General features: G+C 68.2%; 21 protein-coding genes. 5 read left to right on the plus strand and 16 right to left on the minus strand.

Annotated elements, in window-relative coordinates:
* Window positions 1–160: 160 nt before the first annotated feature.
* On the plus strand, window positions 161–1,393 hold the full coding sequence (locus A5645_RS18455; RefSeq protein ID WP_065130614.1) for an alpha/beta hydrolase family protein: 1,233 nt from the start codon (window positions 161–163) through the stop codon (window positions 1,391–1,393).
* On the opposite strand, the gene eccE is transcribed toward A5645_RS18455, so the two are convergent.
* The 14 genes from eccE to A5645_RS18525 form a co-directional block, all read right to left on the minus strand.
* Complete coding sequence (gene eccE, locus A5645_RS18460; protein ID WP_065130596.1) at window positions 1,380–2,390, minus strand: type VII secretion protein EccE; 1,011 nt, start codon at window positions 2,388–2,390, stop codon at window positions 1,380–1,382. The genes A5645_RS18455 and eccE overlap by 14 nt on opposite strands.
* Window positions 2,387–3,787 carry a type VII secretion-associated serine protease mycosin gene (gene mycP / locus A5645_RS18465; RefSeq protein ID WP_065035658.1) on the minus strand — a complete coding sequence of 467 codons (1,401 nt, stop codon included), beginning with the start codon at window positions 3,785–3,787 and terminating at the stop codon, window positions 2,387–2,389. Before mycP ends, eccE begins: the two co-directional genes overlap by 4 nt.
* The gene (gene eccD / locus A5645_RS18470; RefSeq protein ID WP_155768074.1) at window positions 3,784–5,190 is read right to left on the minus strand and encodes a type VII secretion integral membrane protein EccD; all 1,407 of its coding nucleotides are present in this window, start codon (window positions 5,188–5,190) and stop codon (window positions 3,784–3,786) included. The genes mycP and eccD overlap by 4 nt, the downstream gene beginning before the upstream one ends.
* 87 nt (window positions 5,191–5,277) lie before the next feature.
* Window positions 5,278–6,159, minus strand: a complete 882-nt coding sequence (locus tag A5645_RS18475) for an ESX secretion-associated protein EspG (protein ID WP_065130598.1) — start codon at window positions 6,157–6,159, stop codon at window positions 5,278–5,280.
* A gap of 12 nt (window positions 6,160–6,171) precedes the next feature.
* A complete protein-coding gene (locus A5645_RS18480) occupies window positions 6,172–6,462 on the minus strand; it encodes a WXG100 family type VII secretion target (RefSeq protein ID WP_036351589.1) in 291 nt (96 codons plus the stop codon).
* A gap of 29 nt (window positions 6,463–6,491) precedes the next feature.
* Complete coding sequence (esxG, locus tag A5645_RS18485; protein ID WP_036351586.1) at window positions 6,492–6,785, minus strand: type VII secretion system protein EsxG; 294 nt, start codon at window positions 6,783–6,785, stop codon at window positions 6,492–6,494.
* A 57-nt stretch (window positions 6,786–6,842) separates the two neighbouring features.
* Complete coding sequence (locus A5645_RS18490) at window positions 6,843–8,384, minus strand: PPE family protein (protein ID WP_065130615.1); 1,542 nt, start codon at window positions 8,382–8,384, stop codon at window positions 6,843–6,845.
* Window positions 8,385–8,398: 14 nt separating this feature from the next.
* Complete coding sequence (locus A5645_RS18495; RefSeq protein ID WP_065130599.1) at window positions 8,399–8,707, minus strand: PE family protein; 309 nt, start codon at window positions 8,705–8,707, stop codon at window positions 8,399–8,401.
* Window positions 8,704–12,717 carry a type VII secretion protein EccCa gene (gene eccCa / locus A5645_RS18500; protein ID WP_065130600.1) on the minus strand — a complete coding sequence of 1,338 codons (4,014 nt, stop codon included), beginning with the start codon at window positions 12,715–12,717 and terminating at the stop codon, window positions 8,704–8,706. The genes A5645_RS18495 and eccCa overlap by 4 nt, the downstream gene beginning before the upstream one ends.
* Window positions 12,714–14,318 (minus strand): type VII secretion protein EccB, encoded by a 1,605-nt coding sequence (eccB, locus tag A5645_RS18505; protein WP_065130601.1) that lies wholly within the window; start codon window positions 14,316–14,318, stop codon window positions 12,714–12,716. The genes eccCa and eccB overlap by 4 nt, the downstream gene beginning before the upstream one ends.
* Window positions 14,315–16,177, minus strand: a complete 1,863-nt coding sequence (eccA, locus tag A5645_RS18510; RefSeq protein ID WP_065130602.1) for a type VII secretion AAA-ATPase EccA — start codon at window positions 16,175–16,177, stop codon at window positions 14,315–14,317. The genes eccB and eccA overlap by 4 nt, the downstream gene beginning before the upstream one ends.
* A gap of 418 nt (window positions 16,178–16,595) precedes the next feature.
* Complete coding sequence (locus A5645_RS18515; protein WP_065130603.1) at window positions 16,596–17,498, minus strand: class I SAM-dependent methyltransferase; 903 nt, start codon at window positions 17,496–17,498, stop codon at window positions 16,596–16,598.
* A 9-nt stretch (window positions 17,499–17,507) separates the two neighbouring features.
* The gene (locus tag A5645_RS18520; protein ID WP_065035665.1) at window positions 17,508–19,109 is read right to left on the minus strand and encodes a PPE family protein; all 1,602 of its coding nucleotides are present in this window, start codon (window positions 19,107–19,109) and stop codon (window positions 17,508–17,510) included.
* A gap of 113 nt (window positions 19,110–19,222) precedes the next feature.
* Window positions 19,223–20,128, minus strand: a complete 906-nt coding sequence (locus tag A5645_RS18525) for an oxygenase MpaB family protein (protein ID WP_065130604.1) — start codon at window positions 20,126–20,128, stop codon at window positions 19,223–19,225.
* A gap of 79 nt (window positions 20,129–20,207) precedes the next feature.
* Between A5645_RS18525 and A5645_RS18530 the strand changes: the two genes are divergently transcribed.
* The gene (locus A5645_RS18530) at window positions 20,208–20,861 is read left to right on the plus strand and encodes a TetR/AcrR family transcriptional regulator (protein WP_065035667.1); all 654 of its coding nucleotides are present in this window, start codon (window positions 20,208–20,210) and stop codon (window positions 20,859–20,861) included.
* A gap of 3 nt (window positions 20,862–20,864) precedes the next feature.
* Here the strand turns inward: A5645_RS18530 and A5645_RS18535 are convergent, their stop codons facing one another.
* Together A5645_RS18535 and A5645_RS18540 are read right to left on the minus strand one after the other, a co-directional pair.
* On the minus strand, window positions 20,865–21,410 hold the full coding sequence (locus tag A5645_RS18535; RefSeq protein WP_065035668.1) for a hypothetical protein: 546 nt from the start codon (window positions 21,408–21,410) through the stop codon (window positions 20,865–20,867).
* Window positions 21,407–21,991 carry a VOC family protein gene (locus tag A5645_RS18540; protein ID WP_065035669.1) on the minus strand — a complete coding sequence of 195 codons (585 nt, stop codon included), beginning with the start codon at window positions 21,989–21,991 and terminating at the stop codon, window positions 21,407–21,409. The genes A5645_RS18535 and A5645_RS18540 overlap by 4 nt, the downstream gene beginning before the upstream one ends.
* Window positions 21,992–22,063: 72 nt before the next feature.
* On the opposite strand from A5645_RS18540, the gene A5645_RS18545 reads away from it, so the two are divergent.
* The 3 genes from A5645_RS18545 (at window position 22,064) to A5645_RS18555 (ending at window position 26,109) form a co-directional block, all read left to right on the plus strand.
* The gene (locus tag A5645_RS18545) at window positions 22,064–22,711 is read left to right on the plus strand and encodes a TetR/AcrR family transcriptional regulator (RefSeq protein ID WP_065130617.1); all 648 of its coding nucleotides are present in this window, start codon (window positions 22,064–22,066) and stop codon (window positions 22,709–22,711) included.
* The gene (locus A5645_RS18550) at window positions 22,708–23,823 is read left to right on the plus strand and encodes an alpha/beta hydrolase (protein WP_172830562.1); all 1,116 of its coding nucleotides are present in this window, start codon (window positions 22,708–22,710) and stop codon (window positions 23,821–23,823) included. The genes A5645_RS18545 and A5645_RS18550 overlap by 4 nt, the downstream gene beginning before the upstream one ends.
* A gap of 90 nt (window positions 23,824–23,913) precedes the next feature.
* Window positions 23,914–26,109 carry an acyl-CoA dehydrogenase family protein gene (locus A5645_RS18555; RefSeq protein WP_065130605.1) on the plus strand — a complete coding sequence of 732 codons (2,196 nt, stop codon included), beginning with the start codon at window positions 23,914–23,916 and terminating at the stop codon, window positions 26,107–26,109.
* The last annotated feature ends 194 nt before the right edge of the window (window positions 26,110–26,303 follow it).

Below are 26,303 nucleotides of genomic sequence, written 5' to 3' on the forward strand. Positions count from 1 at the left end.
GGTCCTCCTGATCGACACCTGCAAAGGTTCGGTCCGTCGGGTGTCTATCCAAACCGTATTACCGGACTGGTCCGAATGGGCAGCCAAGGGGTCGAAAATAATTGACGATCCTGTCGAAAAGGTCCGCCTTGGCACCGGCCAGCGGGATACCATTCCGGTGATGTCTGAGAGCCCGGGGCTGGCCGACGCGGCCAACGCGGCAGATGCGGCCGACCCGATCAACCCACCGGTTCCCATTCCCGACGTGCCGGGCGCCGACGCCGGCGGCGAGGGTTTACCGCCGCGCTCCGCCCTGTCGGCACGTCAGCGCCTGGTGGTGGAGGCTTCGGCGGTCGGGGACCTGGCACTGCGCACCACCGCCTCTTCCCTGCTGGCCACCACCGTGGCGCCGGCCGTCGTCGGCGCCAACCTGTGCCGGGCGGAGTCCCGCGACGAACGGGGCAAGCTGCGGTTCTATGCCGAACTGGCCGCCGATCGCGATCCGCGCAAGTCGTTCCCCGCGCCCACCGAATCGCCGAAAATCGTGTCACGGCAAGCCAGCCCGCTGGCCGAATGGGTCGCGCGGGGGGTGGTGGACAATATCTCCTTCAGCAGCAGTTTCCGGGCGATCAACCCCGCGATGCGCCGACGATGGAGTTCGTTCTCCACCAACAACGTTGTCAGAGCTCAACATTGGCGCCACGAGGACGGGCCGCGGCCGACCTTGTGCGTGATCCACGGGTTCATGGGATCGTCCTACCTCTTCAACGGGCTGTTCTTCTCGTTGCCCTGGTATTACCGGTCCGGTTACGACGTGCTGCTGTACACGTTGCCGTTTCATGGCAAGCGAGCCGAAAGGTTCTCGCCGTTCAGCGGTTTCGGGTTCTTCGCGAACGGGATGAGCGGGTTCGCCGAGGCGATGGCCCAGGCGGTGCACGACTTCCGTTCGGTGCTCGATTATCTGCAGAGCACCGGAGTCGAGCGGATCGCCCTGACCGGCCTGTCGCTGGGCGGCTACACCTCGGCGTTGGTGGCCTCGGTCGACGACCGGCTGGAGGCCGTCATCCCCAATTGTCCGGTCGTCACACCGGCCAAGTTGTTCGGCGAATGGTTTCCGGCCAGCACGCTGATCAAGCTCGGAATGCGGCTGACCGGCATCGGCGATGCCGAGCTGGAGGCCGGCCTGGCCTATCACAGTCCGCTGAGTTACCGGCCACTGCTGCCGAAGAACCGACGGATGATCATCACCGGTCTGGGCGATCGGATGGCGCCGCCGGAGCACGCGGTGGCGTTGTGGGAACACTGGGATCGGTGCGCCCTGCACTGGTTCCCCGGCAGCCACGTGATGCACGTGAGCCAGCTGGACTACCTGCGCAGGATGACGCCGTTCCTGCACCGCTTCATGTTCGAGTGAGCACCTGCGTCTCGGCTTCGGCCGACCGGTGCGCTCCCGCGGCCGGTGTCGGCCACTGCAACCGCTCCAGCAGACCGGCGGGCGCCTCGGTGTGCCCGCCGAGGCGCTGGGTGGACAGCGGGTCCAGAGCCTGCAGCGCCGGCCGCTGATTGCCACGCTCCAGCGTCAGGCCGGACGCCGGTGCACCGCGGTCCGGCGCGGCGTCGGTGTGCAGTGCGCAGGCGGCGGCGACGGTGTAGTGGGCCCCGGTCCCGGTCCGGGCGATCTCGAGCGCCGTCCAGATCTCCCGCGCCGGCAGGGACCGCACCGCGGCCAGGGTTTCGGGCAGCGCGGAGTCAGCCGTTACCCGGTAGGCCGCAACATAATCCGAGTCACCTTGGCGCACTGCGCGCCAGCTCTCCCGGGACGTCTGCCCGGACTCCCACGCCAGCACCTCCGGCACGTCTTCCGCACCGACCGTGCCGGCTTCCCAGCCGATCTCGCGAAGGTGGTCCGCGAGCCGGCGGGCCGCGACCTCGGCCGTCTCCTGCAGCGGGATGCGCGACGAACGAGCCTGCAACGCGGCCAGGTTGTCGGCGGCCGACACCGTCAGCCCCACCCAGGTCTCGCGCGCCCCGGTGGCGGTGTCGCGGCCGGTGATCCGGATGTTGTCGGCCCGGACGCCGTAGCGGTCCAGGTAGCCGGCGATCAGCGGCAGCGGCAGCGCGTCGGCAGCCGACGGCGCCGCCCCGATGCGCAACAACGCGGTGGTGCGGATGCTGGCATCCGGATCGGGCACCGGACGCCCGGATCGTCCCAGTATCGCCAGGCGACGGCGCAGGATCGTGGTGAAATGCAGCCCGTGCCACCAACCGAACAGCAGCAGCACCGCGGCGAAGGCGATGCCGAGCAGCCAGTACGCGCGGGTCGACTGCCACGGGTAGGCCATTGCGGCAGGCACGACGGCCAGCAGCGCCAGGGTGATTCGGCCACTGGACGGCCACACAATCCGGCTCACGGGGTGGGCTCCTTTCGGCGGCGGCTGACCGCCACGGTCGCTGCGGTGACGATCACCAGCAAAGCCAACAGGCCGGCTCCGGCCAGTGCGACGTTGCGCGGTGTGGTGTCTTTGGGTGCCGGGGGCGGCGGGACTTTCACCGGCTTGACCGACGCCGGGCTTGCGCCGCCGGCCGCCGCGGGCAGCTGCCAGGTCAGGGCGGCGACCGCGTCCACGGTCCCGGCGCCGACGACGTTCGACGGCTCACGCGGGCCGTTCTGCGCGGTGGCGGTGATGCGGCGCACCACCTCGTTGGCCCTCATCTCGGGATACTTGGCACGAATCAGGGCAGCGACGCCGGAGACGTAGCCGGCCGCATAGCTGGTGCCGCTGAGCGGGATCAGCCGCTGATGGTCGTCGGGCAGCCCGTTGGCCAGTCCGCCGCCGTCCGCATTGCTCACCGACGCGATGTTCTCCCCCGGCGCCGCGATGCCCACCCAGGGGCCCGCCATGGTGAATTTGGACGGCCGGCCGTCCGGCGCCAGCGAGGCCGCCGACAGCACGTAGGGCTGCCACCAGGAGGGAACGGAGACGGACTTGACGCCGGCCCAGTTGCGCGGGTCATTGGGACGGCTGAGATCGGTGAGCGGGTTGGAGTCGCAGGACGTTCCGCCGGCCACCGAACCGGTGGGCCCGCTGTTGCCCGCGGCGGCGACGATCACCGCGTCCTTTTCCTCCGCCGCGTATTTGATCGCCGCGCCCAGCCCGGCTTGGTCGACCGGCCGATCCGCCGGCAGGCAGGTGATCGCCGAAATATTGATTACCCTGGCGCCGCGGTCGGCCGCGTGCACGATGGCTCGGGACAGCGCCTCGATGTCGATCGCGGCGCGGGCCAGCGTCGGATCGCCGCCTGGGGTGCGCGGTGAGAACTTCGCCGAAGTCACCCGGACGGACAGTATCCGCGCGCCGGGCGCGACCCCGGAGAAGCCGTCGTCGCCCGGCTGGCCGGCGACGATCCCGGCGACCAGGGTGCCGTGCCCGTCGCAGTCGACTAGGCCGTCGGTCGACTCCACGAAGTCGCCACCGGCGTCGACGTTGGTCAGCCGCGGGCCGGGCCGTACCCCGGTGTCGATGATGGCCACCAGCTGCCCCTCACCGCGGGAGAACTGCCACGCCGCAGGAAGATTCAGCATGGTCTGACTCGGCGTCGGCACCCCCGGGTCGGTGCCCGGGATCTGGCCGGAGACGCTGCAGACGCCGCGCTGCTCCATCGGCTGTACGGGTCCCGGTGTGCCGCTCGGTGGCGGCGCGCCGGCATCCACCACCGGCGGACTGATCGCCGACGCCGGCGGAGCCGACACGCCCGCCTGCAGCGCTATCAGCGTCGCCGCCAGGCAAGTCGATCCGGCACGTCTCATCGATTGAGCACCCAGGTGAACAGACCCACCAGGAAGGCCATCACCGGGATGAGCGAGGCATCCAGGCCCGCCGCGACGAAGCCCACCAGGCGACGCAGCGGCAGCGCGTAGCTGTCCGGCGAGGCGATCGACGGGTTCAGTGCGACCACGATCCAGACCAGCAACAGCGCGGCGAGCACCGACACCGCACCCAATGCGGCCCCGAAGCGACCGGTCGCGGCGTAGGACACCAGCAGAGCGCTCGCGACCAGGAACGGTTGGGCCAGCAGCCAGGCCTTGCAGGCCGCGGAATCCCAGACCCGGGCCCGCAGCGCCGCGGCTGCCGAGGTGGCCGCCACCACATACCAGCCCGCCACGCTCAGCGTCTCGGGGCGGAACGCGATGGCCAGCGAGCCCAGCACGCTGAGCAGCACGGCGGCAGCGATGAACCCGTTCTGGTGGGCGTCGCCGATCCGGACCCGCCGCGGCAGGTCCTCCAACACCCGCAACGACGGCGCCGAGGGCGTCGGGTCACCGGGTGCCGGGATGACCGGCAGCGGGAACCGCGCCCACAGCGCGGACAGCTGAGCCGCCTGGATGGTGATCAGCAACGCAGCAACAATGAGCCCGCAGCCGACCGTCAGAATCGGTGGTTGCCATAGCAATTCGGCACCGGCCGCCAGCGCGAGAACGAGCCCGACCACCGCGGCCGAGGTGAAGAACGCGACGGCCCGCTCCCGTTCGGCGCTGGGCACGATGAGGACGATCAGCGACCACGCGGCGACCCCCGCCGCGGCCAGCAACACCTGAGCGGCGCCGAATCTGCCCGGGACCGCCAGCGCCAGGGCGGCGGCGATCGGTGCCAGTGCGGTGATCGACAAAGCGATCCCGGTGCGCGGCGAACGAGCGGTGCTCAGCAACCCGGTGATCGCGACGAGCGCCGCCACGACACTGGCCGCGACCAGACCCACCAGGGCGCCCGTGGCGACGCGATGCGCGACGGCCAGGCCGGTCGCCACCAGCGTCACGGCGATCACCGCCGCCAGCGCACCGCGCTGAATGTGCTTGGCTCCCCATGGGTTACGGCGGGACGAGGAGAAGATCATCGCCGCGTCCGCGATGTCCTCGACGATGCCCGGCGCCGCGGGACCGGTCGGCACCGGCTGCAGGGCAAGCAGGTCGCCGTCGACCACGCCGACGGTGTCCAGGCTGGCATCCAGGCTGAACGGCGCGCCACCGATGGGCGCCAGACTCAGGTGCGGCGCCGCATTCGCGGAACCCCCGTCAGCACCCTCGCCGTTCTGGGTTGCCGGCACCACCAACCGCTGCACCGCAGGCAGGATCTCGCGCAGCGGCAACTCGGCGGGCAAAGCCATTTCCGTCAACCGGCTCTCCGCGAGGATGGCGACGCGGACGATCGGCATGACGGTCCCGGACGTCACTGGACCCTCGAGTTGTGCTGGTGGCGTTGCTGGAACATCGTGCTCTCTTTCGTGTTTCGGTGTCGAGGTTTACGAGGTCTGCGTGGAGAAGTCTCGGGCCAGCCGGTGCTCGGGGAACCAGTCCCCGTCCGGCAGGTAGGAAATCAGTCGCTCGACGGCGACCGCGGTGGCGAACGGGGTGCCGGGGCTGAACGTCGAAACCCATTCGCCGTCGAATGCCCGGGACGGACTGACCAGCACCCGGCCCGCTTGGGTGTCGACCAAGCTCATACCCACCTCGGTGGTGGTGTGCCGACCGTCTCGGTTGCACCCGGCGACGATCTCGACGTAGCTGCGCGGCCCGCTGAACACCGCTTCCACCACAGGTCGGGCCGAAGCCGGGATGCCCAGGTAGTCAAGGATTTCGGCGAGCGGCGCACCCCCGCGCAATCGTTCGTCGGCCCGGGCACCGACGCGTGCCGGCATGCTGAACTCCTCGAACCGGGCCGGCGGCCGCTGCGCCAGTCCCACGCCCAGGACCGGGACCAGCGCCCGTGGGTCGTCGATCTCCATCGCCGTGAAGGTGACCAGTTGCGCGCTGCGCAGCGCCACCACCGTGCGGCCGCCACGTTGCGCGACGATGCCGCGCAGCATGTCGCAACCGTGGGCGGCACCGGCGCCGGCACTGGCGGGTCCCAGGTAACGCAGGTCGAGCCACCGGTCGGGGAAGCAGACGACCTTGATCCAGTCTGCGACCGCGGGGTTGATGACACCGCCGCCATCGCCGGGCGTCACCAGTCCCATCCGAGTGAGCTCGGCTGCCTGACGTTCGAAGAACTCGGTTCGCTGCGTGCTGTCGCGGTACGGCGTGGTGATGGCGAGCACCCATGGGAAGCTGCCCGCCCCAACCGTTTCCGCGATGAACCACGCTTGTTCGACCGTCAGCTCAACGGCATTGGGCATGGAGTCCATCGGATTGTGGCGTTAGCCGCCCCACTTGGCGGCTTCGGCCTGGTCACGGGCCATCATCGCCAAGGTGTTGGCCTCGTGGGTGCTGGCCATCGCTTGGTAGGCCCGCACCAGGTCTTCCATCGCCTGGTTCCACTGCACCTGCCAGGTCTGGTAGGTCATCCCGGTGTCGCCCTGCCACGCGTTCTGCAGCGCGGCTTGCTCGGCGGAGATGTCGGCACCCAGGCCCTGCATCGTGCCCGCGTACCCCGACATGTCGCCGGCGTGGGCCAGCATTGCCGGGTAGTTGTACATGATCTGCGACATGACAAGTCCTCTCTGGTGATCGACCCGGCTCAGAAACCGGTGTAGGTGGATGCGGCCGCGGCGTCGGCGGCGACGTAGGTGCCGGCGGCCTCACCGAGGTTGGCCTGCGCGATGTCCAGCAGGGTGTTGACCCGGGCCGCCACCTCGACGAACCGGGCGTGGGCAGCCTGGAATGCCGCCGAGGCTTCACCTTGGTGGAACGCCTGGGCCGACATCGCGGCCTGCTCGGCCTGGCCGATCGTGTGCCGCATCAGCCCCGCCTTGGCGCCGAACGCCGACTGCGAGGACACCAACTGGGGAATATGAGCATCCAACAAACTCATAACTTTTCCTTTCCAACTACTCGATTCATTCGAATCCGAATTCTTTTTCCTGCGCGCTCAGTCGTCGTGCCGACTTTCCGGCCCCCCTTCCCCTGGCTCGTGGTGCCACGTCCCCGGCACCATCGGCATGCGCGGCCCGCCGCCGAAATCGTTGTCCGCCAACGCGGTCAGGCCTGCCGCTGGCAGTAGCGTCTCGGTCGCCACCGTCCCGGCCATCCCGAACCCGCCGGCTCCGCGGTCCGAAGCCACGGTGTCGAAGTCCCATGCGCCGGCGTCGGTGCCGGTGTCGGCACCGGTGTCCATATCGAGAAACTCATCACTGTGGTCCCGCAGGGGTGCGCGCCGGCGTCGCTTGGCCCGTGCGGCCGCGCTGCTCACTGCCGCCGCCCCCGCCGCCGGGACTGTCGCCGCCGGAGCTTTGGCGCTGGTACGACCGCCGACGGTCGGACCCAGACTGGGCCCCCAGCCGCCCGGCGCGGCGACCGCGTAGGCGAAACCCGCCGCCGGAGCCGATGCCGCCGGCGCGGGGCCGGCGGGCACACCCGCCGCCGCCGCGGATGCCGGCGTACCGGCCGGGCTGGCGACGGTCGAACCGAGGCCGGCGACTCCGAAGCTGTGCTGCTGCTCTACGCCGGGGACGGGAACGGCTGCCTGGCCGGGGATTTCGGCGGGAACGTCCAGGCTGATCAGGCCCAGGAAGCCCAGGCTGCCGAGACCCACGGCAAGCAGCGGCGGCAGCCATGCCGGGGCACTGAGCAGCGTCCCCCAAGTGCCCCAGCCGACCGGCTGGAAGAACGCCTGATAGCCGAGCGCGAAGAGCAGCGGGCCCCAGGTGACCAGGGCGGCTTGCGGGTTCGTGGCGAAGTCGATGACCATCTGCTCGATCGCCGGAAGGGGATTGGACAGGAAGTCCCACAGCAATTGGCCGTCCGGCAGCATCAACACGTACGACTTCAGCAGCCCGACGATGGCGTCGATGATGCTCGTGAACGGGTTGGCTTCGGCGGCCGGCGCCACCGCACTGGTCTGCAGCAGGGCCGGAGCGGTCTCGGATGTGACCACCGGCGGGGCGGGCGTGATGCGCGGCGCCGTTGCCAGTGCCGCACCCGTGGCCGCCTGGTAAAGGCCCATGGTCGCGGCGGCCTGCAACCACATCCGTAGGTAGTCAACCTCGTTGAGCGCGATCGGAAGGGTGTTGATACCAAAGAAATTCGTGGCCACCAGGACGCCGTGCAGCACATGGTTGGCGGCCAGCTCGGCCAGCGTCGGCATTGCCGCCAGGGCGGTGGTGTACGCCGTAGCCGCGGCTTCGTGCTGAGCGGCCACCCCCGCGGCGTCGGCGCTGGCCTGCTGCAGCCACGCGACGTAAGGCTGATGTGCGGCCACATACCGCCCGGCGCTCAAGCCCTGCCAGGCACCCGCCGCGACCGTCCCCACCAGACCACTGAGTTCCGCCGCCGTGGCGGCGTATTCGGCACTGAGCTCGTGGTAGGCCGCAGCCGCCGCCAACAGCGACGCCGGTCCCGGTCCACTACTCAGCAACGCCGAATGCACCTCAGGCGGCGAAGCAATCCAGATTGGCCCTAGCGGGGGGCTCACGGCGAATGGCACAGTCAGCCGCCCGAGATGCCGTACGTCGCAGCGGCCGCCGCGTCACCGGCGAGGTAGCTGACGCCTGCGTCGCCCACACCGACGCCGGCGCGACCCAGTTCCTCGACACCCTGAGCCGCGACGACCGCGTGCTCCTGACCCTGCGCACTGAACCCGGCGGCGGTCTGCAGTGACACCGGGTCCGCCGCCGGTGGCACCACCGCGGTGATCAGCGGCGCTGCCGCGGCATGCGCGGCCGCCAGCTTCGCCGTCAGCGCCTCCACTGCGGCGCTCGCGGCGGCCAATCCTTCAGGAACCACTCGCAACGTCATGACTGACTTCCCTTCTGGTGCGTTTCACCGAATATTGCGCCCTCGCCGGCGAGGGGGTTGATCAATTGCACGAAGGTCGGAGTATCGCTGTCGGACAGCAGGATTCCCCGTCCGGCGGGCAGCCGGCTGAATCGCTGCCCGCGGATCTTCCCGCTGTCCTGCGGGTTACCGGCCAACATCAGCGTGGTGGCCTGCAGGTCGTTGAACCTGCGCAGCAACGGATTCGTCATCAGCCCGTGTGCGGATCCGGACGCGCGTCCGGTGACGATAACCCGCAGCCCCAGGTCGGCGGCCTGCCCGAGCAGTCCGATGAGCGGGGACCAGGGACGCTGCCCGAGGTAGGGCCCGCTGGTTGCCGCCGAGTCCGGGATCTGGTCCACGTCATCGATGATCAGGTAGTGGGTGTGGCCGTCATAGGTCCAGCGCGACAGCTCGGCCGGCGTCAGCCCCGCGGGCGGCCGGCGCGCTTCGATCAGGTTCGCCAACCCGATCATCGCCGGCGTCACCCGGTCGATGTTCGCCGTGTACTCGTTGTCCGGGAACAACGGCTCCTCGACGAGGTGCAGTCGGCGGTCCAGCACGGTGAACGCCACCTGGTCCGGACTCGAGTGCTCGCGCACCGTGCGGATGATGTGGCGCAGCAGCGTCGTCTTGCCCGACTTGCTGTCGCCGAACACCATCAGCAGCGGGTTCTCGGCGAAGTCGTGCACCACCGGCGCCAAGTCCTGCTCGCGCTGGCCGATGACGACTTGCTCCGGCCCACGCCACACCGCGCCGACGGTCGCCGGTGCCAGGTTGGTGGGCAGCAACCGCACCGGCGGCGCGACCTGACCCGGGTACCGGGCGTTGATCACGGCAATCTGGTCCAGTTCCGGTTCGGCGAACAGAAAATGCTGTGCGGCCATGGTCAATCCGCGACCCGGCTGGTCGTTGGGAATGGCGTCGGCGGGACGGTGCAGCGCACCGACCACCCGCACGTTGCTGTCGCGCGCGTCGTGCAGCTTGAGCTCGAGACGCAAGCCCAGCCCGTCGCGCATCGCCAACGGCACCTCCAGCCAGCTCGGCGTCGTGATGACCACGTGTATGCCGTAAGCCAGACCCACATTGACCAATTCGGTCACCTTGGCCAGCAACGGGTTGCGGGTGTTGAACTGGTCGGTGTTGTCCCGGCCGAAGGCATAGAGGTTGTCGATGACCAGGAAGACCTCGCCGAACCCGTCATTCTGCTTGGAGCCGTTGTGGTGTCCGTTCGGCGCGTCCCGGAACGCCTCGCGCTGTTGGCGGGCCAGCAGCAGCTGCTCCAGCTCGCCGAAGGTGCGCCGGATGCGTTCGGGTTCCAGCGCTGTGGCGACGGTCCCGACGTGCGCCAGGTCGTCCAGGGCGCGTAGTTGTCCGCCGCCGTAATCCAGGCAGTAGAAGGTGACCTCGCGAGGTGAGTGCAGGCTGGCCGCCGACAGTATGAACGTCTGCAGCGCAGTCGATTTACCTGACTTCGGGCCACCGTGGATCAGCATGTTCCCGGCCGCCGACATCGCGTCGAACACCAGCGGGTCGCGACGCATCTCGAACGGCTTGTCGACCTCGCCCAGCGGCCAGCGCCATTGGCGCGCGGGCACCCCGGCACGGGCCAGCACGGTGGTCAGCGGGATCGGCTCGTCCAGCGGCGGCAGCCACAGCTGTGGGGCCCGCGGCCCGTAGCCGGCCAACTGCTCGCCGATCGTCGCGATGAGCTTGCGCGGCGGGCCGGTCTGCTCTTCCTGGTCGGTCCCGGAGATGATGGTGCCCGGATCGGGCTCCACCCGCCCGGCCGGAAACAATTTCGGCTCCGGAACGGACTGCACCACCAACGTCTTTGGCGCCTGGGGTGGTTCGTAGATGCCGTCGACGTAAGTGGAGCGGAACTTGATCGGGGCCGCGCCAGGTGCGGGCACCAGGAACCCAATGCCCTTGTGCTCCTTGCCTGATTCGATGTGATAGGCATCCTCCACACCGATGATCTGACGAGACACGCTGGGGCTGGCCACCTTCAGACCGATGCGGTACGAGGTGTTCTTGTCGATGTCCTTGATCTTGCCCACGTCCAGCGTCTGCGACGCGAACAGAATGTGGATGCGGAACGAGCGGCCCTTGCGGGCCACGTAGTCGAACAACTCCGCGTATTCCGGGTGATCGGCCAGCATCAGGGTGAATTCATCGGCGACCACGAAAAGCGTGGGGATGGGCGCTAGGTCATGTCCAGCAGCGATGGCGTTCTCATACTCGGTGACCGAGTTGAACGCGCTGCCCTGCACCTTGCGGCCGGCCTCCCGTAGCAGCATTTCGCGCCGGGCCACCTCGCCGCGCAGCGTGTCGGCGAACCGGTCGGCCAGCGACTTCTTCTCCGCCATGTTCGAGATCACCGCGACGACCTGCGGGAAGTTGCGGAAGCTGTCGGCACCGGCCTCACCCTTGAAGTCGGCGTAGATGACGATCAGCCGGTCAGCGGAATGAGTCGTCAACAGCGACAACAGAATCGACATCAACGTCTGGGACTTGCCGGAACCGGTCATACCGATCATCAGGCCGTGCGGGCCCATCCCGCCCTCGGCTTCGTCCTTCAGGTCGAACATCAAGGGCTCGCCGGTAGCGGTGACACCGATCGGGACGCGCAGCTCCTCGTCACGCGGCCGGGGTGCCCACAGCGTCGGCACGTCGAGGTGCGAGGCATCCGGAATACCGAGCAGCGTGGTGAAGCTGGCCCCGCGGGTAGCGGCCGAGCGTAGCCCGGTGTGGGTGGGATTGGAGTCCCAGCGGGACAGCCGGCGAGCCAGATGGGAAGCCTCGTCCACGCCGAGCGCGTCGGCTTCATCGACGTAGGGTTGCCAGCCCCCGGTCTGCCACCGTTCGATGGTGCTTTTCCCATTTTTGGGCTCGACCTTGAGGATCGGCTTCTCCGGGTCCGAGTACTGCTCCCGGTGCGGCGCCGTCGCCGAGAGGTGCACCACGGTGACACCGGCCCGGCCCACCGCAAGCGTCGAGGCCTTCAGGTCGTAATCGGGGTCATCCACGACGATCAACAAGTGGCGCAACGCGTCGACGGGCCGCCCGGTGAAAGCCGGGCGGTCTTCGAGCGCCGACCCCAGCAGCTCGACCAGCTCGTCGGCGTCGGTGGTCAGATACCGGGCCGGGCCGACTCCGTCGACCTGTCCGGGAATGTCGATGTGCGGCAACCACTTCAGCCAGGACCAGTCGGCGCCCTCGAGATCACGGGCGGCGACCGCCACCCCCAGCACCGTCGGGTCGTGCCAGGTCACGGCCTGGGCGATCCACGCCCGCACCGCTGCCCGCACCCCGGCGGGATCGCCCGCCGCGCCGGGCAGCACCGTGATGCGTGACAGCTTGGTCAGATCGATTCCGGTCGGCACGTCGCGGACCGTGCGCTGGGTGTCGAGCAGGCTGCGTAAAGCGCTGTGCGACACCGGCTCCAGGTCGATCTCGTCGGCGGTGTCACTTACCCGCAGCGTGGTGGCCAGCGGTGCGGAGTGGCGCCCGGCGCGGACCACCAGGAAGTCGGAGTCGTCCGGGTCCCGCTCCCACTGACGACGCGACCCGGGCACCGCAAGGAGGGCCTGCGGTTCGGGGTGCGACCACTGCGCGGCCGCGCGTTGCTCGGCCGCCTGGGCCCGGATGTTGTCCCGAACCACCGACAGGTAGCGCAGGTAGTCGGCCCGTTCAGCGTCGACTTCCTCGGTCCGGGTCTTGTTGCTGTCGCCGCGGTACAGCGCGGTCGCGGCCAGCAACAGCACGAACGGGAAGAACAGCGTCTGCGGCGAAATCAGGCGCATTCCGGTGGCGAACAGTGCGACGATCATGCCGACGATCAGGATTCCGATCAGGTAGGGCATCGCACGCCGGAACAGCGAGGGCGGGATCACCCGCGGCAACTCGGGCGGCGCCTCGATGGTGATGGTGCCCTTGCGGGCACTCGGCGGCGCCAACCGCCGTCGGGCCTCGAAGATCAGTCTGCTCATCGGGGCTCCCCTTCGGCGGATACCGGACGGCCCGGTCGGCTGTCGGCCGGCAGGCCATCGTGCGCCAGCAACGCGTCGGCACGCGACAGCGTCGGGCCGGCTGCGAACAAAGACAAAACCGACCACGGGATGCCGAGCGGCGGGGACTGAAGCCCCAGCGCCTCAACGGCTTTGCCGTGACCATTGGCTCCGGACCTACCGTCGGCCTCGTTGTCGATGCCGTAGCGGACTCCGGTGTCGGAGACCCAGAACAGCGATCCGGTCGGCGGCGCGGACGCGCCCCCGCCGACGGTCTGGGTGAAGTAGCCGGTGCCCGGGGCCAGCGCCACCTTCGCGCCGCCGCCGACCAACTCGACGGTGTGCAATCCCTCGGCCACCGGCAGTGCCGAACCCGAGAGCAAGCTCAGCGAACTCGTGGCCGCCCCGGCCGGCTTGGTCCAGAACGCGCAGGTGACCGGGTTGCTGCCGACATTGATCGGCGTGACCGGCTGGGCGGGGTAGCGGCTGCTGTCCAGCAGGCGCGACACCGGGAGCTTGGCGACGTCGTCGGCACCGAGCCGCGGCGGCTGCTGCAGGCCATAGGAGTTGGTATTGCGCAGGATCGCGGCCAGCACCGGTGAGATCGGCTGCAACCCGTCCGGCAGCACCGCGTAGTAGGTGATGTTCTCCGACGAACTGCGGTCGACCGCATACGACACCAACACCCCGCCGATCGGCGCGGGCACGGCGAAGGTCGCCGGAGCACCCGCGTTAGGGATGGGCGGCGCGGCCAGCGGCGGCGCCTCCGGAATCGCGTTGAACAGACCCGGCGCGATCGGCCGCGGCGCCGGTACGTCGGTACCGAGCCCCAGGGCATTGGTGACCGCGCGGTCGGCGAGGTCGATCCGGCTGCGCTTGCCTTCCCACAGCAGCCAGCTGCCGTCGCCGCTGTCGACCAGGATCGCCTGGCCGGAAGTGATCGCCCTGGCGCGGGCGCCTTCGCTGTCCGGCTGGCCGGCGATCACGGTGACGCCGGTGCTGTGCGCGCCGCGGCCGGGTTGCCCGCTGACGCCGTCGCACACCGTCCAGTCCGCGTCGCGCGAGCTGCTCTGCACCATGCGCTCGGGGGCACCGGGGATTCCGATCAGGTTGCCACGCGGAAAGCGGTCCAGCTCAGCGCTTTTCACCGTGGTCGGATTGACCGGTTGACCCGCGATCAGCCGGGCCGAGGTGAGGTTGAGCACCGGGTGCAACTGCTCACCGACCCGCACATACAACGCGGCGGTCGACCGGTCCGCCAGCACCGCGTTGTTGCCCACCTGACCATTCGGCCGGATCAGCGAAAACACAAAGCAGCCAATCAATCCGGTGATCAGCAGCAGCACGCCCATCAGCACCGCCCGGGACTGGGTGCGCAACGGGTCGACCAGCATCCTGGTGTCGTGCAACGCGATACCGGAGGCGATGCGGCGCATCACGAACCGCCAGCCACTCACCTGATGGCGGGTGACGAAGCCGCGCCGGTACTCCAGCTTGTCGGGGTTCTCGTTGACCGGCGTCCGGGAAGTGAACGAACGCCGCTCGTCCTCCCGCTCGCTGTCGAACTCGTTCCTGTTGCTCATGCCGGTACCGACAGTCCGAGGCCGCGCAGCAGCGGAGCGACCGTGTTGGCGACATCTTGGGCGGTGATGGTCATCAATTCCTCGTCGGTGAATTCACCCGTACCTGCTTGTTCGGAGTGGTCGAGCCGGAATTCGCGTTCCTCCTCCGACCGTTCGACGATGTTTCGTACGAACCGGCCGTTGCCCGCGATGTCCAGACTGCGCCGCGCGATCCCGTTGCTGTCCGGCGACGACGTCTCGGCCAGATGGGTGAACAGCGCCTGCATGCTGTCCAGCGCCGCCTGCTCGAAGACGCTGTCCCGTTGCTGGGCCATGAGATTCGCGATCTCGGTCAACTCGGAGGGCTGATAGGACGGGAAGTCGATGCTACGAGTGAAGCGGGACCGCAGACCCTCGTTGGTGTCGAGGAACTTGTCCAGGTCGGCGCGATACCCGGCGATGATGACCACCAACCGGTCGCGGTCGTTTTCCATGCGCGCCAGCAGCGTGTCGATGGCCACCAGGCCGAAATCGTTTTTGGCCCCGGTGGCCACCAGTGCGTAGGCCTCGTCGAGGAACAGCACGCCGTCCAGCGCACTGTCGATGATGGCGTTGGTCTTGGCCTCGGTCTCCCCGATGTGCTGACCGATCAGGTCGGCGCGGTGCACCTCGCGAATGTTCTCCCGCTTCAAAAGTCCCAGACCGCAATATATTTTCGCGACGACGCGGGCGATGGTGGTCTTACCAGTCCCGGGCGGGCCGGCGAAAACCAGGTGGTGGGTGCGCTGCGCGACGGCAAGCCCACGCTGCTGGCGCAGCACCGCCATGGCGACCGAACTCTTCAGCCGCGACACCTGGTTCTTGACCTCGTCCAGCCCGATGAACTCGTTGAGCTGCACTTCGGCCTCGGCCAGCAGTGCGGCTTTACGCTCCCGGGCGCCCGGATCGACGAAATCGGCGTCGCTGGGCTCGGTTTCGTGGTTCCACGGATCGGTGCGTGCCTCGATGCGGGCCGCGGTTGTGGTGACCATGCCGAAGCTCGGATCCGAGAGCGCCTGCTCGATCTCTTCGTTCTCGGGATTGGCCGCGTACAGCTCGTGCAGCACCTCGCTGGCGGCCTCTTCGTCGACATGTGCCCGCAATGCAAGCGCTTTGGCCAGCGCGCCGTCGACCGCGGCGACCGCGATGGGGCCTTCGGGCTCCTCGAGATACGACAGTGCCGGGGCGAACATGCCGAGCCGGGCCAGCGCGGTGCCCAGGGCGATCTTCACCGCATGCGCGAATGCACCGTCCAGATCGGGGTCGTTGACGATCGGGGTCAGCAGCTTGACGACGTCCGACCAGCGCTCGGCGCGGTAATTGATGACGACGGCGATCCAGCGGGCCTCGCGCAACTTGGGCCGACGCTCGGCGATGCTGCTGACGATCTCATAGGCGCGGGCGTATTCGGCCGGGCCGCCGGCAGACGCGAGGGCCGCCGCGTAGGCCAGCTGGAAATCGTCTGGGCCGGTGGCGCGGAACTGAAGGTAAAGGCCGGTGTCGTAACGGAAACCAAGGGCGCCGCGCTCGAGTTCGACCTGTCGTTGCAACACCCCGGCCGTGGCCGCGGTGCGGGCCACCTGTTCCAGCACGTGCGGGGAGGTGTCACCCGCGGCAGCCAGGCCGGTCCAGGCATCGCACTGCTCGTGCGCGATCCGGGTGAGCGCACTGAACCCCGAGCGGGCCGCATCAAGGTCCGCGGGCCGCTGCCGCTCGTAGACGGCAATGCCCAGGGCACGGCAGCAGGTAGCAAACCTGCTGACGACGTCGCTGTCTACCCTGCCGACTGTCCGGGATGCGAGGGGTTTAGCCGCAAGCATGCCGATATCACCGCGTTCCACGCCCCCGCCGTCTCCTGAAGTAGTTAAGGTCGCCACCGGCTAACTCCGCCCAGCTCCGCCTGAGGTTAGCCACCCGAAGTTAGCATTCCCTAAGCTAACTGTCGAGGCGGCGAAAAGCGTGCGATTCAGCACAAACACTCCCGTCCTACGCCGCTGACCTGCGAGATTTCTCGATCCATTACGGACCGGCCACCAGGCTAGCAGCTTACTGAATATGATTTTCATTAACAACGGCGGGTGCCGGTACATGCGCCGCCGGCGCCATGACCGATGGTCATCGCGTAGGCCAGCTCGAAGCGCACCCGCACATAGTCGGGCCTATCGCACAGGTTGGGAATGAATACGATCCCGGTGAAGTTTGTCGCAGCCGCACATAGTCAGTAGTCGGAGCGCACGGCTGCCAAGTTCCCCGTCCGGGTCAGGGCTTGGCGGCGCTGACCAGCGTGTTGCGTGCGAACATCGCCGCGGCCTCGGAGTCGGGGCCCGGTATCGGCCGCCCCACCTCACGCAGGTACTCGTTGAGCGGCGTTCCGATCGCGGTCCAGCCATGCCCACCGAACCACTCGGTGGCCGGCGCGCACCGCTCGTTGTAGACCAGCTGGAAGAACGGGCGCTGCTCGCCATCCGAAGTGGCGCGTTCCTCCTCGACCTTGGCCAGGAATTCATCCTCCGGGAGCGGAGTGCCGTCCTCGACGGCGACATGACTACCCGGACAGGCCAGCGCGTCGATGCCGGAGAAAAGCTGCTCCTGGGCGGCTGCGGGCAGATAGATCAACAGTCCCTCAGCGATCCAGGCCGAGAACTGGGTGGGATCAAAACCGCTGTCCTGCAACGCTTGCGGCCAATCCTGCCGTAGATCGACAGCGATCTCCCGACGCTCGGCGCGCGGTTGCACGCCGTGTTGGCCGAGCACCTCCCGCTTGAAGTCGAGAACCTGTGGCTGATCCAGCTCGAAGACCGTCGTGCCATCCGGCCAGGGCAGCCGGTAAGCCCGCGAATCCAGTCCGGCCGCCAGGACGACGACCTGCCGCGCACCCGCGGCAGCGGCGCGCTCGAAATAGGCGTCAAAGTACCTGGTGCGGGCGCCCTGGAAGTCCACGAAGTGGCGACCGAAGTCCTCGCTCTTGAGGTCGTGGTCGGGGGCTTTGCCGTCCAGCACGTCGGCCCAGGAACCGCCGACGGCACGGCAGAACAGTTCCGCATAGGGATCAACCGCCAGCGGCTCGGGTTTCTGCGCCTCCAAAGCCCGCGCGGTCGCTACGAAAAGCGCGGTCGATCCCACACTCGTCGTGATGTCCCAGGTGTCACCGTCACTGCGCACCCCAACACCCTATCCGCGTTCGAGATCCCAAGTGCCGGGCAGCATCGGCTCGCGTGGACCGCCACCGAACTCGTCGTCGGCCAACGCCGTCAGCCCGGCCACATCAGCTACCGCGCCCCTACGCACCGTGCCGGCGAAGCCCATGTCACCGGCGCCGTGCACCGACGCGGTCGCCGAGGCGAGCTCGTCAGGCGCCGGGTCCCAGTCGGGATCGACGCCGACGTTCATATCCGCAAACTCGTCGCCGTGCTCGTGCAGCCCCGACCGTCGGCGACGGCGTCGGCGCGCCTGTTCCCGCGCGGCCGCCGCGGCGGCCACGGCCGCGGCGTCCGGCTCCGACGCCTTCCTGCTGGCGCTCGTAGTGGCACTCATGCCCGAGCCGAATCCGATCCCGGGTCCGCCACCGATCAGAAACGGGTAGCCCATGCCCGCGGCCGGACCGCCGGCCGCCGGTGGTGTTCCGGCGCCGGCGGCGGTGCCCGAAACCGTGGTCGCCGTGCTGGGTGCGGGGGCTGCGGTTGCGGCCGAGGCGACGACCGATGGCGCCGTCCCGACGGTGGGCAGCATTGATGCCTCGGCGATCGGCGGGACGATGGCCGGGATCGCGGCCGGCTGAATCGCCGCGAGCCCCGACAACCCGGCCAGCCCGGTCACCGAGCCCAGGTTGGCGATGGCGCCGCCGAGCGCGGCGGCCAGCAACTGCGGAGACTGCACCAGCGGCGCGAGCTGCGCGAGGTGGGTCGGCCAGTCGAATTCGGCAAGCTCGACGACATACTCCAGCGCGCCCGCCGGATTGGTGAACAGCTGCTGGACGAACGTTTCGAACTGCTGCCCGAATTCCAGGGACCGGGCAACCCACCAGCTGGGTTGGGTCGCGTCGGTGATGTCGTGCATGTGGACCCCGTTGAGCGTGCCCTCCAACGGATCCCAGTCGATCTGCCCACCCGTGAGCGCCCGCAGCAGGTCGGCGACGAGATAGTCCAACGGGGTGGGATCCCCGTGATCGTGGCCCTCGTGGTCCTCGTGGTCGTCGTGCCCCTCTTCGCCTTCCTCGTGGTCGTGGTCGTCTTCGGCAGCAACGATCTGCGGCGCGGGGGTTACCGACGCCGTCGACGCCACCGCGCCCTCGGACGCCGCCTGATAGGCCGTCATCGTTGCCGCCGCCTGGATCCACATCCGCGCGTAGTCGGCCTCGTTGAGCGCGATCGGGATCGTGTTGATCCCGAAGAAGTTCGTCGCCACCAGCACGCCGTGGATGGCGTGATTGGTCGCCAGCTCGACCAGTGTCGGCATGGCGGCCAATGCGGCGGTGTACGCGGCGGCCGCGGCTTCGGCTTGCCCGGCCGCGTTCGCACTGCGAGCGCTCGCCTGCGCCAGCCAAACCAGGTACGGCACATGGGCGGCCACATACTGTTCGGCACTCGGCCCCTCCCAGGCGCCACCCTGCACGGCGCCCAGCAGCGCGGTGAGTTCGTCAGCGATTTCGCTGTACTGCGCGCTCAGCACCCACCATGCCGCCGCGGACGCCAGCATCGGGCCGGGTCCGGGACCGCTGCTGAGCAGCGCCGAATGCACCTCCGGCGGTGAGGCCATCCAAATCGGGGCCGTCATCAAGTACTCCTCCGCTGGCAGGGCTGTGCCAGCTCCCTCGTCCAGGGAGAGTACTGAAGTTGATAATCGTTTTCAATAGGCTGGATGTCGGCCCGGACGGGGCCTTGCCGGCGTTACACGAGCGGAAGGCGCTTTTTGATCCGCCGGTCCAGATCCCACAGCATCAGGTTGAACGGGAACTCCCGGACGATGCGCGGCAGCATCGCGTTGACCGTCGCGAGTACCTCCATCACCAGGTCGAAACGCTGTTGGCGGTCGTCGTCCCAGGTGAACCCCATTTCGTCCCGGAACCGCTGCGGCAAGAACCCAGAGGTGATCAGCAGGTTGAACTGCTCCAACGGACTTCGCACCCAGCCGGGCAATGGCAATCCCCGGATCCGCGCCACTGCGATCGGGTACAGGAACTCGCGGACGGTGTCGTCGATGTGCACCTGGTCCAGCGACTCCTGCCAGTACTTGTCGAAGGCGGCCCGGTCGGCCGGCCACATCTCGGGCGGCACCTGCAGCGTCGTTCCGATCGCCATGCCCTGCTGATACAGCCGGTCTGCATCCTCGTCGTCGATCTCCCCGACGAAGAGGCGGTAGACGTCGATCGTTCCCTTGTAGATGCAAGCAGCGACCCACAACTGCAGTTCGGGGTCGAAAGCGTTGTAGGAGACCGGACTCTCGGGGGTGGAGTACACCTGTGCGTGCGCCCGGTTCACGGCCCGGCGGAACGCCGCCTTCTGCGCGTCAGTTCCCGCATTGGCCACCGCGATGTAGGTAAAGGTGGTGCGGGCCCGCTTGATCGGGTGGCGGTCGATGCGTCCGCTTTCCACGCGGCTCTCCGCCACGCCATGCCCGACACCCGGCCGCGACAGCTCCATGATGACGTTAGCGGGTCCGGCCAGCAGGGCTACTCCCATCAGGCCGAAGTCACCGGCGATGCGCCGACGCACTTTGCCCTGCGGCCGCGGCGGATCCGAGATCGGCCTCTCCACATGTGGGACGCGAGTCCTCTCAATCTGTTCGATCGTCACCCTGCAACCCCCCACGAGTCCGGCGAATTCTGATAACACACGTTTCCAAATTTTGGCTGCTTCGCATTCTGATGTCAAGATGGTGTCCATGGATGCCGAAGCGTCGAGCGCGCGGCCCTACCGCGGCGTCGATGCAACCCAGCGACTGGCCGTGCGCCGCAACCAGCTGCTGGCCGCCGGCTTGGACCTGCTCGGGGCCGAGGACCCGAACGCCACCGAGCTCACCGTCCGTAATCTGTGCCAGGCCGCGGGCCTGTCGGCGCGATATTTCTACGAAAGCTTCACCGACAAAGACGACTTCGTCGCCCGCGTCTACGACTGGGTGATTGCCGGACTGGCCGGCAGCATGCAGTCGGCGATCTCCGGCGTGCCGGCGGAGGAGCAACCGCGGGCCGGTATGGCTCACCTGGTGCGGACCATCGCCGGCGACGCCCGCATCGGTCGGCTGCTGTTCAGCACCCACCTCGCCAATGCCGTAGTAATGCGCAAGCGGGGCGAGTCGACGATGTTTTTCGCCCTGCTGTCCGGCCAACACGTGGTGACTGCGATGGGGGCGCCGGCGAACGACCGGGTCAAAGCGGGGGCACACTTCGCCGTCGGCGGCGTCGGACAGACGTTGAGCGCGTGGCTGTCCGGTGATGTGCACATGGAACCCGACGAACTGGCTGATCACCTGGCGTCGCTGCTGGTGGAACTCACCGAGCCCAGCTTGTACAGCCCGGTAAGGCCCTGAGCCCTAGGGCATCAACGGCACCTGCCACAACCGCATGTCGGGATGGAGCCAGAGGCGCATCCAGGTCAGGCGCATCACCCGCAACGCCCCGGAGATCAGCAGATAAGCCATCGGCACCGAGATCAGCAGCGCGGTCACCACCGACAACGCCGCGTCGTCGGGACCCGCGGTCATCAGGTCGAACCAGGCATCGCAGATGAGCAGGACCCCCGTGGTGAAAGCGGTGAGCACCAGCAACTGGCGGCGCAGGTAACCCAGCACCGCGGTGGCCGCCATGAACCCGACCAGCAGCAGGTCGAAGCCCACCCAGGTGATCGGCCAGTTGTGCGCGACGTACTTCTGCGGCAGCGTCAGCGCGAGGTAGGCCATCCACGGGATCATCGCGATCAGACCACCGACGATCAGGCCCAATCGGATGTGCCGCATCCGGTTGAGGGTGGCCGGGTCCTCCAGCTCACTCAACGGCGCCTCGAGCCGGGTGATCAGCTCGCGTCGCTGCTCCGGCGTTAGGGCGGCGATCTGGCGGTCGCTGAGAATCGCCTCGGTCATGCCTGGGCGGCCGCCACCGGTGGCCGCCGGTCGGCTTCGGTCTTGGGTACCGCCGGGGTGTCAGCGTCGGTGAATTCCCTTACCCAGCAGGCGAATTCAAGCATGATCCCATCGGGGTCCTGGAAGTAGAACGAGCGGACGTACACCCCGGGATGCACCGTGGCGGATACCTGCATCGGACTCTCGTCGTGGTTGAGCACCGGGCCCACCCGCACGCCCTTGTCCTTCAGCCGCTGGCGGTAGGCGTCGAACTTCTCCGCCGGAACGTGGAAGGCGAGGTGGTTCATCGTACTGACGGCGCTGGTGATGTCGCCCAGACCCGGCAGCGCGCCGGGCGAAGAGATACCCGGCACCCGGTCGGGCGCTTCGGCGAACCAGAAGAACGCGACGCAGTCTCCGTTGCCGGCATCGAAGAAGAAGTGCTGACCCGCACCGCCGGGCAGGTCAAGCGACTTGATCAGCGGCATGCCCAGGACGTTGCTGTAGAAGTCCACCGTGCGCGCCATATCGGAGCAGACCAGCGCGACGTGGTTGATTCCGCCGAGCTCGAATTCGGTGTTGGTGTTGTGCGGCTTGATCATTTCGCGACTCCCATGATTAAGATCCAAACCTGAATCTAACATCAGGTTCAGTTTCCTTCCAGGAAGGTGCAGGTGGCAGCTTCGGCAGCACCCGCCGGGCCGGGCTCGGGCCGTGCGTCCTTTCCGACCCTCCGTGGTCGGCGGACCCAGGCCGCCATCGACGAAGCCGCGCGAACCGTGATCGCGCGCAAAGGAATTCTTGCCACCACCATTGCCGATATCGCCGCCGAAGCCGGCCGGTCGGCGGCGTCGTTCTACAACTACTACGACTCCAAGGAGGAGATGGTCCGCCAATGGGCGCTGCGGTTCCGCGACGAGGCCAACCAGCGGGCCGTCACGGTGACCCAACACGGCCTCTCCGAGCGCGAACGGGCACACCAGGCGGCCGCCGCTCACTGGCACACGTATCGGCATCGCCTGGCCGAGATGATCAGCATCTCCCAGCTGGCGATGGTCAGCGACGACTTCGCCCAGTACTGGGCCGAGATATGTGCGGTTCCAATCGCATTCATTGCCGAGTCAGTGAGACGCGCTCAGCGTCAAGGATTTTGCAACAACGATGACCCGCAACTGCTGGCCGAGGCGATCGTTGCGATGTTCAATCAGTTCTGTTTCATCCAGCTCACCCGCACCCCGGCACCCGACGACGACGCCTGCATCCGGACTCTGGCGAACATCTACTACCGGGCCATCTACAGCCAGGAGGACGTGCCGAATTGACCGCCATCAGCCGTGAATTCATCGGACTGCCGTCACCGACCGCCGAACGCGCCGGCGCCGGCGGGCATCCCTGCCAGGGGCTTTATCACCGCGCCGAGGGGCACAAACCGAAGGTGGCGATGATCGCCACCCACTACCAGATCGACTTCTCCGAGCATTACATCGCGGACTATATGGCCGCGCGCGGTATCGGATTTTTGGGCTGGAATACCAGGTTCCGCGGATTCGAGAGCAGCTTCCTGCTCGATCACGCGCTGGTCGACATCGGGGTGGGGGTGCAGTGGCTCCGCGACGTCGCGGACGTCGAAACCGTTGTGCTGCTGGGAAACTCCGGTGGCGGATCGTTGATGTCAGCATACCAGTCGCAGGCGGTCGAACCGAATGTGACCCCGCTGGCGGGCATGCGGCCGGCGAAGGGCCTGACCGAGCTGCTACCGGCCGACGGCTACGTGGCCACCGCGGCGCATCCCGGACGCCCGGACGTGCTCACCGCCTGGATGGACGGTGCCGTCGTCGACGAGAACGACCCGGTGGCAACCCATCCCGAACTGGACTTGTTCGACGAGCGCAACGGCCCGCCCTACTCGCCGGAGTTCATCGAGCGCTATCGCGCCGCCCAGCTGGCGCGGAATCACGCGATCACCGACTGGGCCGAGGCCGAACTCGAACGCATCTCGGGGGCCGGCTTTTCCGATCGGCCGTTCACGGTGATGCGCACCTGGGCCGACCCGCGCATGGTGGACCCCAGCATCGAACCCACCAAGCGGCAGGCGAATTGGTGCTATGCGGGAACTCCGGTGAAGGCGAACCGTTCCACCCGTGGCATCGCCGCGGCGTGCACGCTGCGCAACTGGTTGGGCATGTGGAGCATGCGCACGGCGCAGACCCGCGCCGAGCCGCACCTGAACCGCATCACCTGCCCGGCGCTGGTCATCAACGCCGAGGCCGACACCGGCGTCTTCCCCTCCGACGCGCAACGCATCTTTGACGCGCTGGCCGGCGCCGACAAGGCTGCGACCGCCATCGACACCGACCACTACTTCACCACCCCGGGTGCCCGCGACGAGCAGGCCGACGTGATTGCCGAATGGATCGGCAATCGGTGGGCCTAGCGGCGTGACCAACCAAGTGGTTGTTAGCTTCAAGTGGTTGTTAGCTTGAAGACGGCCGCGTAGGCGAACCGATCACAGGGAAGGCGACCAATGCCGATCGCAATCAGCCCCGAACATCAAGACCTGGCCGACTCGGTGCGGTCCCTGGTGGCCCGCGTCGCGCCGTCGGAGGTGCTGCACGCGGCCATGGAGACGCCGCTCGAGAATCCGCCGCCGTACTGGCAGGCCGCCGCCGAGCAGGGCCTGCAGGGCGTACACCTGTCCGACTCGGTCGGCGGGCAGGGCTTCGGCATCCTCGAACTGGCGATCGTGCTCGCCGAGTTCGGTTACGGGGCGGTGCCCGGTCCGTTCGTGCCGTCAGTGATCGCCAGCGCGCTGGTGGCCGCCCACGACCCCGACGCCAAGGTGCTCGCCGAGCTGGCTACGGGTGCGACGATCGCCACCTATGCCCTGGACTCCGGGTTGACCGCCACCCGCCACGGCGACGTCCTGGTGATCCGCGGTGAAGCGCGCGCGGTCCCGGCCGCCGCGCAGGCCTCGGTGCTGGTCCTGCCGGTCGCGATCGACAGCGGCGAAGAGTGGGTGGTGCTGCGCGCCGAGCAGCTGGAGATCGAGTCGGTACAGAGCCTGGATCCGCTGCGGCCGATCGCTCACGTGCGGGCCAACGCCGTGGAAGTCGGCGACGATGTGGTGCTGAACAACCTGAGCATGACGACCGCACACGCGCTGATGACGACGTTGCTGTCGGCGGAGGCGGTGGGTGTGGCGCGCTGGGCCACCGACACCGCGTCGGGCTACGCGAAGATCCGCGAGCAGTTCGGTCGGCCGATCGGGCAGTTCCAGGCCATCAAGCACAAATGCGCGGAGATGGTCGCCGACACCGAGCGGGCCACCGCGGCGGTATGGGACGCCGCGCGCGCATTGGACGAGCTGCGCGATGGCCTGGAGGGCACGAACAACCACCTCGAATTCGCCGCGGCCGTGGCCGCCACCCTGGCACCGGCCGCCGCTCAGCGCTGCACCCAGGACTGCATTCAGGTGCACGGTGGCATCGGTTTCACCTGGGAACACGACACCAACGTGTACTACCGCCGGGCGCTGATGCTGGCCGCCTCGTTCGGCCGCAGCTCGGAGTATCCGCAGCGGGTCGTCGACACCGCGACCACCACCGGGATGCGCGAGGTGAACATCGATCTGGACCCGGAGACCGAGGAGCTGCGGGCCGCCATCCGCGGCGAGGTCGCCGCATTGAAGAAGATGGACCGGCCGGCCCGCGCCGTGGCGATCGCCGAGGCCGGGTGGGTGCTGCCGTATCTACCCAGGCCCTGGGGCCGGGCGTCGAATCCGGTCGAGCAGATCATCATCGCCCAGGAGTTCGCCAGCGGGCGGGTGAAGCGGCCACAGGTCGGCATCGCCGCCTGGATCATTCCGTCCATCGTCGCGTTCGGCACCGAGGAGCAAAAGCAGCGTTTCCTGCCGCCGACCTTCCGCGGCGAGATGATCTGGTGCCAGCTGTTTTCCGAGCCGGGGGCCGGCTCGGATCTGGCGGGGTTGTCCACCAAGGCGACCAGGGTGGACGGCGGGTGGCGCATCACCGGCCAGAAGATCTGGACCACCGCCGCGCAGTACTCCCAGTGGGGCGCCCTGCTGGCGCGAACGGACCCGAGCGCCCCCAAGCACAACGGCATCACCTACTTCCTGATGGACATGAAGGCCAAGGGGGTGACGGTCAAGCCGTTGCGCGAGCTCACCGGTCACGAGATGTTCAACACGGTCTACATCGACGACGTGTTCGTGCCCGACGAGTGCGTATTGGGCGAAGTGAACCGGGGCTGGGAGGTCAGCCGCAATACCCTGACCGCGGAACGGGTCTCGATCGGCAGCAGTGACGCCAACTTCCTGGCCACCCTGCCGCAGTTCGTCGAGTTCGTCCGGGACGGGCAGTTCGACCAGGTGGCTCAGCACCGCGCCGGGCAACTGATCGCCGAGGGCCACGCCGCCAAGGTGCTGAATTTGCGCTCCACACTGCTGACACTGGCCGGCGGCGACGCCATGCCCTCGGCCGCGATCTCCAAGCTGTTGTCGATGCGGACCGGACAGGGCTACGCCGAGTTCGCGGTGGCGTCCTTCGGCGCGGAGGCCGTGATCGGCGACCCCGACCAACTGCAGGGCAAGTGGGGCGAATATCTGTTGGCCAGCAGGGCCACCACGATCTACGGCGGCACCTCGGAGGTGCAGCTGAACATCATCGCCGAGCGCCTGCTGGGCCTCCCCCGCGACCCGTAACAGGGGCCGCGTTAAGTGGCGCGAACAGACGCTAAAGCACCCAATTTCGGCACGAAATGGGTGCTTTAGCGTCTGTTCGCGCTAGCTGGTCACCACCACCAGTTCCACCATGGCCGTCCCCAGCCCCGGTGTCCCCAGCCGTGGCCGCCGCGTACGGGAATGACGTTCGGCCGCGATGCGGCGGCTGCGCGGCG

This window comes from Mycobacterium asiaticum (assembly GCF_001673635.1).
Lineage (GTDB): Bacteria > Actinomycetota > Actinomycetes > Mycobacteriales > Mycobacteriaceae > Mycobacterium > Mycobacterium asiaticum_C.

What these genes read in the sequence shown, in the direction of transcription:
- mycP (WP_065035658.1), bottom strand. Translation starts at nt 3,787, where the DNA reads ATGAGACGTGCCGGATCGACTTGCCTGGCGGCGACGCTGATAGCGCTG.
- A5645_RS18480 (WP_036351589.1), bottom strand. Translation starts at nt 6,462, where the DNA reads ATGTCGCAGATCATGTACAACTACCCGGCAATGCTGGCCCACGCCGGC.
- A5645_RS18530 (WP_065035667.1), top strand. Translation starts at nt 20,208, where the DNA reads ATGGTGTCCATGGATGCCGAAGCGTCGAGCGCGCGGCCCTACCGCGGC.
- eccCa (WP_065130600.1), bottom strand. Translation starts at nt 12,717, where the DNA reads ATGAGCAGACTGATCTTCGAGGCCCGACGGCGGTTGGCGCCGCCGAGT.
- A5645_RS18520 (WP_065035665.1), bottom strand. Translation starts at nt 19,109, where the DNA reads ATGACGGCCCCGATTTGGATGGCCTCACCGCCGGAGGTGCATTCGGCG.
- A5645_RS18555 (WP_065130605.1), top strand. Translation starts at nt 23,914, where the DNA reads ATGCCGATCGCAATCAGCCCCGAACATCAAGACCTGGCCGACTCGGTG.
- A5645_RS18535 (WP_065035668.1), bottom strand. Translation starts at nt 21,410, where the DNA reads ATGACCGAGGCGATTCTCAGCGACCGCCAGATCGCCGCCCTAACGCCG.
- A5645_RS18540 (WP_065035669.1), bottom strand. Translation starts at nt 21,991, where the DNA reads ATGATCAAGCCGCACAACACCAACACCGAATTCGAGCTCGGCGGAATC.
- eccB (WP_065130601.1), bottom strand. Translation starts at nt 14,318, where the DNA reads ATGAGCAACAGGAACGAGTTCGACAGCGAGCGGGAGGACGAGCGGCGT.
- A5645_RS18495 (WP_065130599.1), bottom strand. Translation starts at nt 8,707, where the DNA reads ATGACGTTGCGAGTGGTTCCTGAAGGATTGGCCGCCGCGAGCGCCGCA.
- A5645_RS18455 (WP_065130614.1), top strand. Translation starts at nt 161, where the DNA reads ATGTCTGAGAGCCCGGGGCTGGCCGACGCGGCCAACGCGGCAGATGCG.
- eccD (WP_155768074.1), bottom strand. Translation starts at nt 5,190, where the DNA reads ATGCCGATCGTCCGCGTCGCCATCCTCGCGGAGAGCCGGTTGACGGAA.
- A5645_RS18475 (WP_065130598.1), bottom strand. Translation starts at nt 6,159, where the DNA reads ATGGACTCCATGCCCAATGCCGTTGAGCTGACGGTCGAACAAGCGTGG.
- esxG (WP_036351586.1), bottom strand. Translation starts at nt 6,785, where the DNA reads ATGAGTTTGTTGGATGCTCATATTCCCCAGTTGGTGTCCTCGCAGTCG.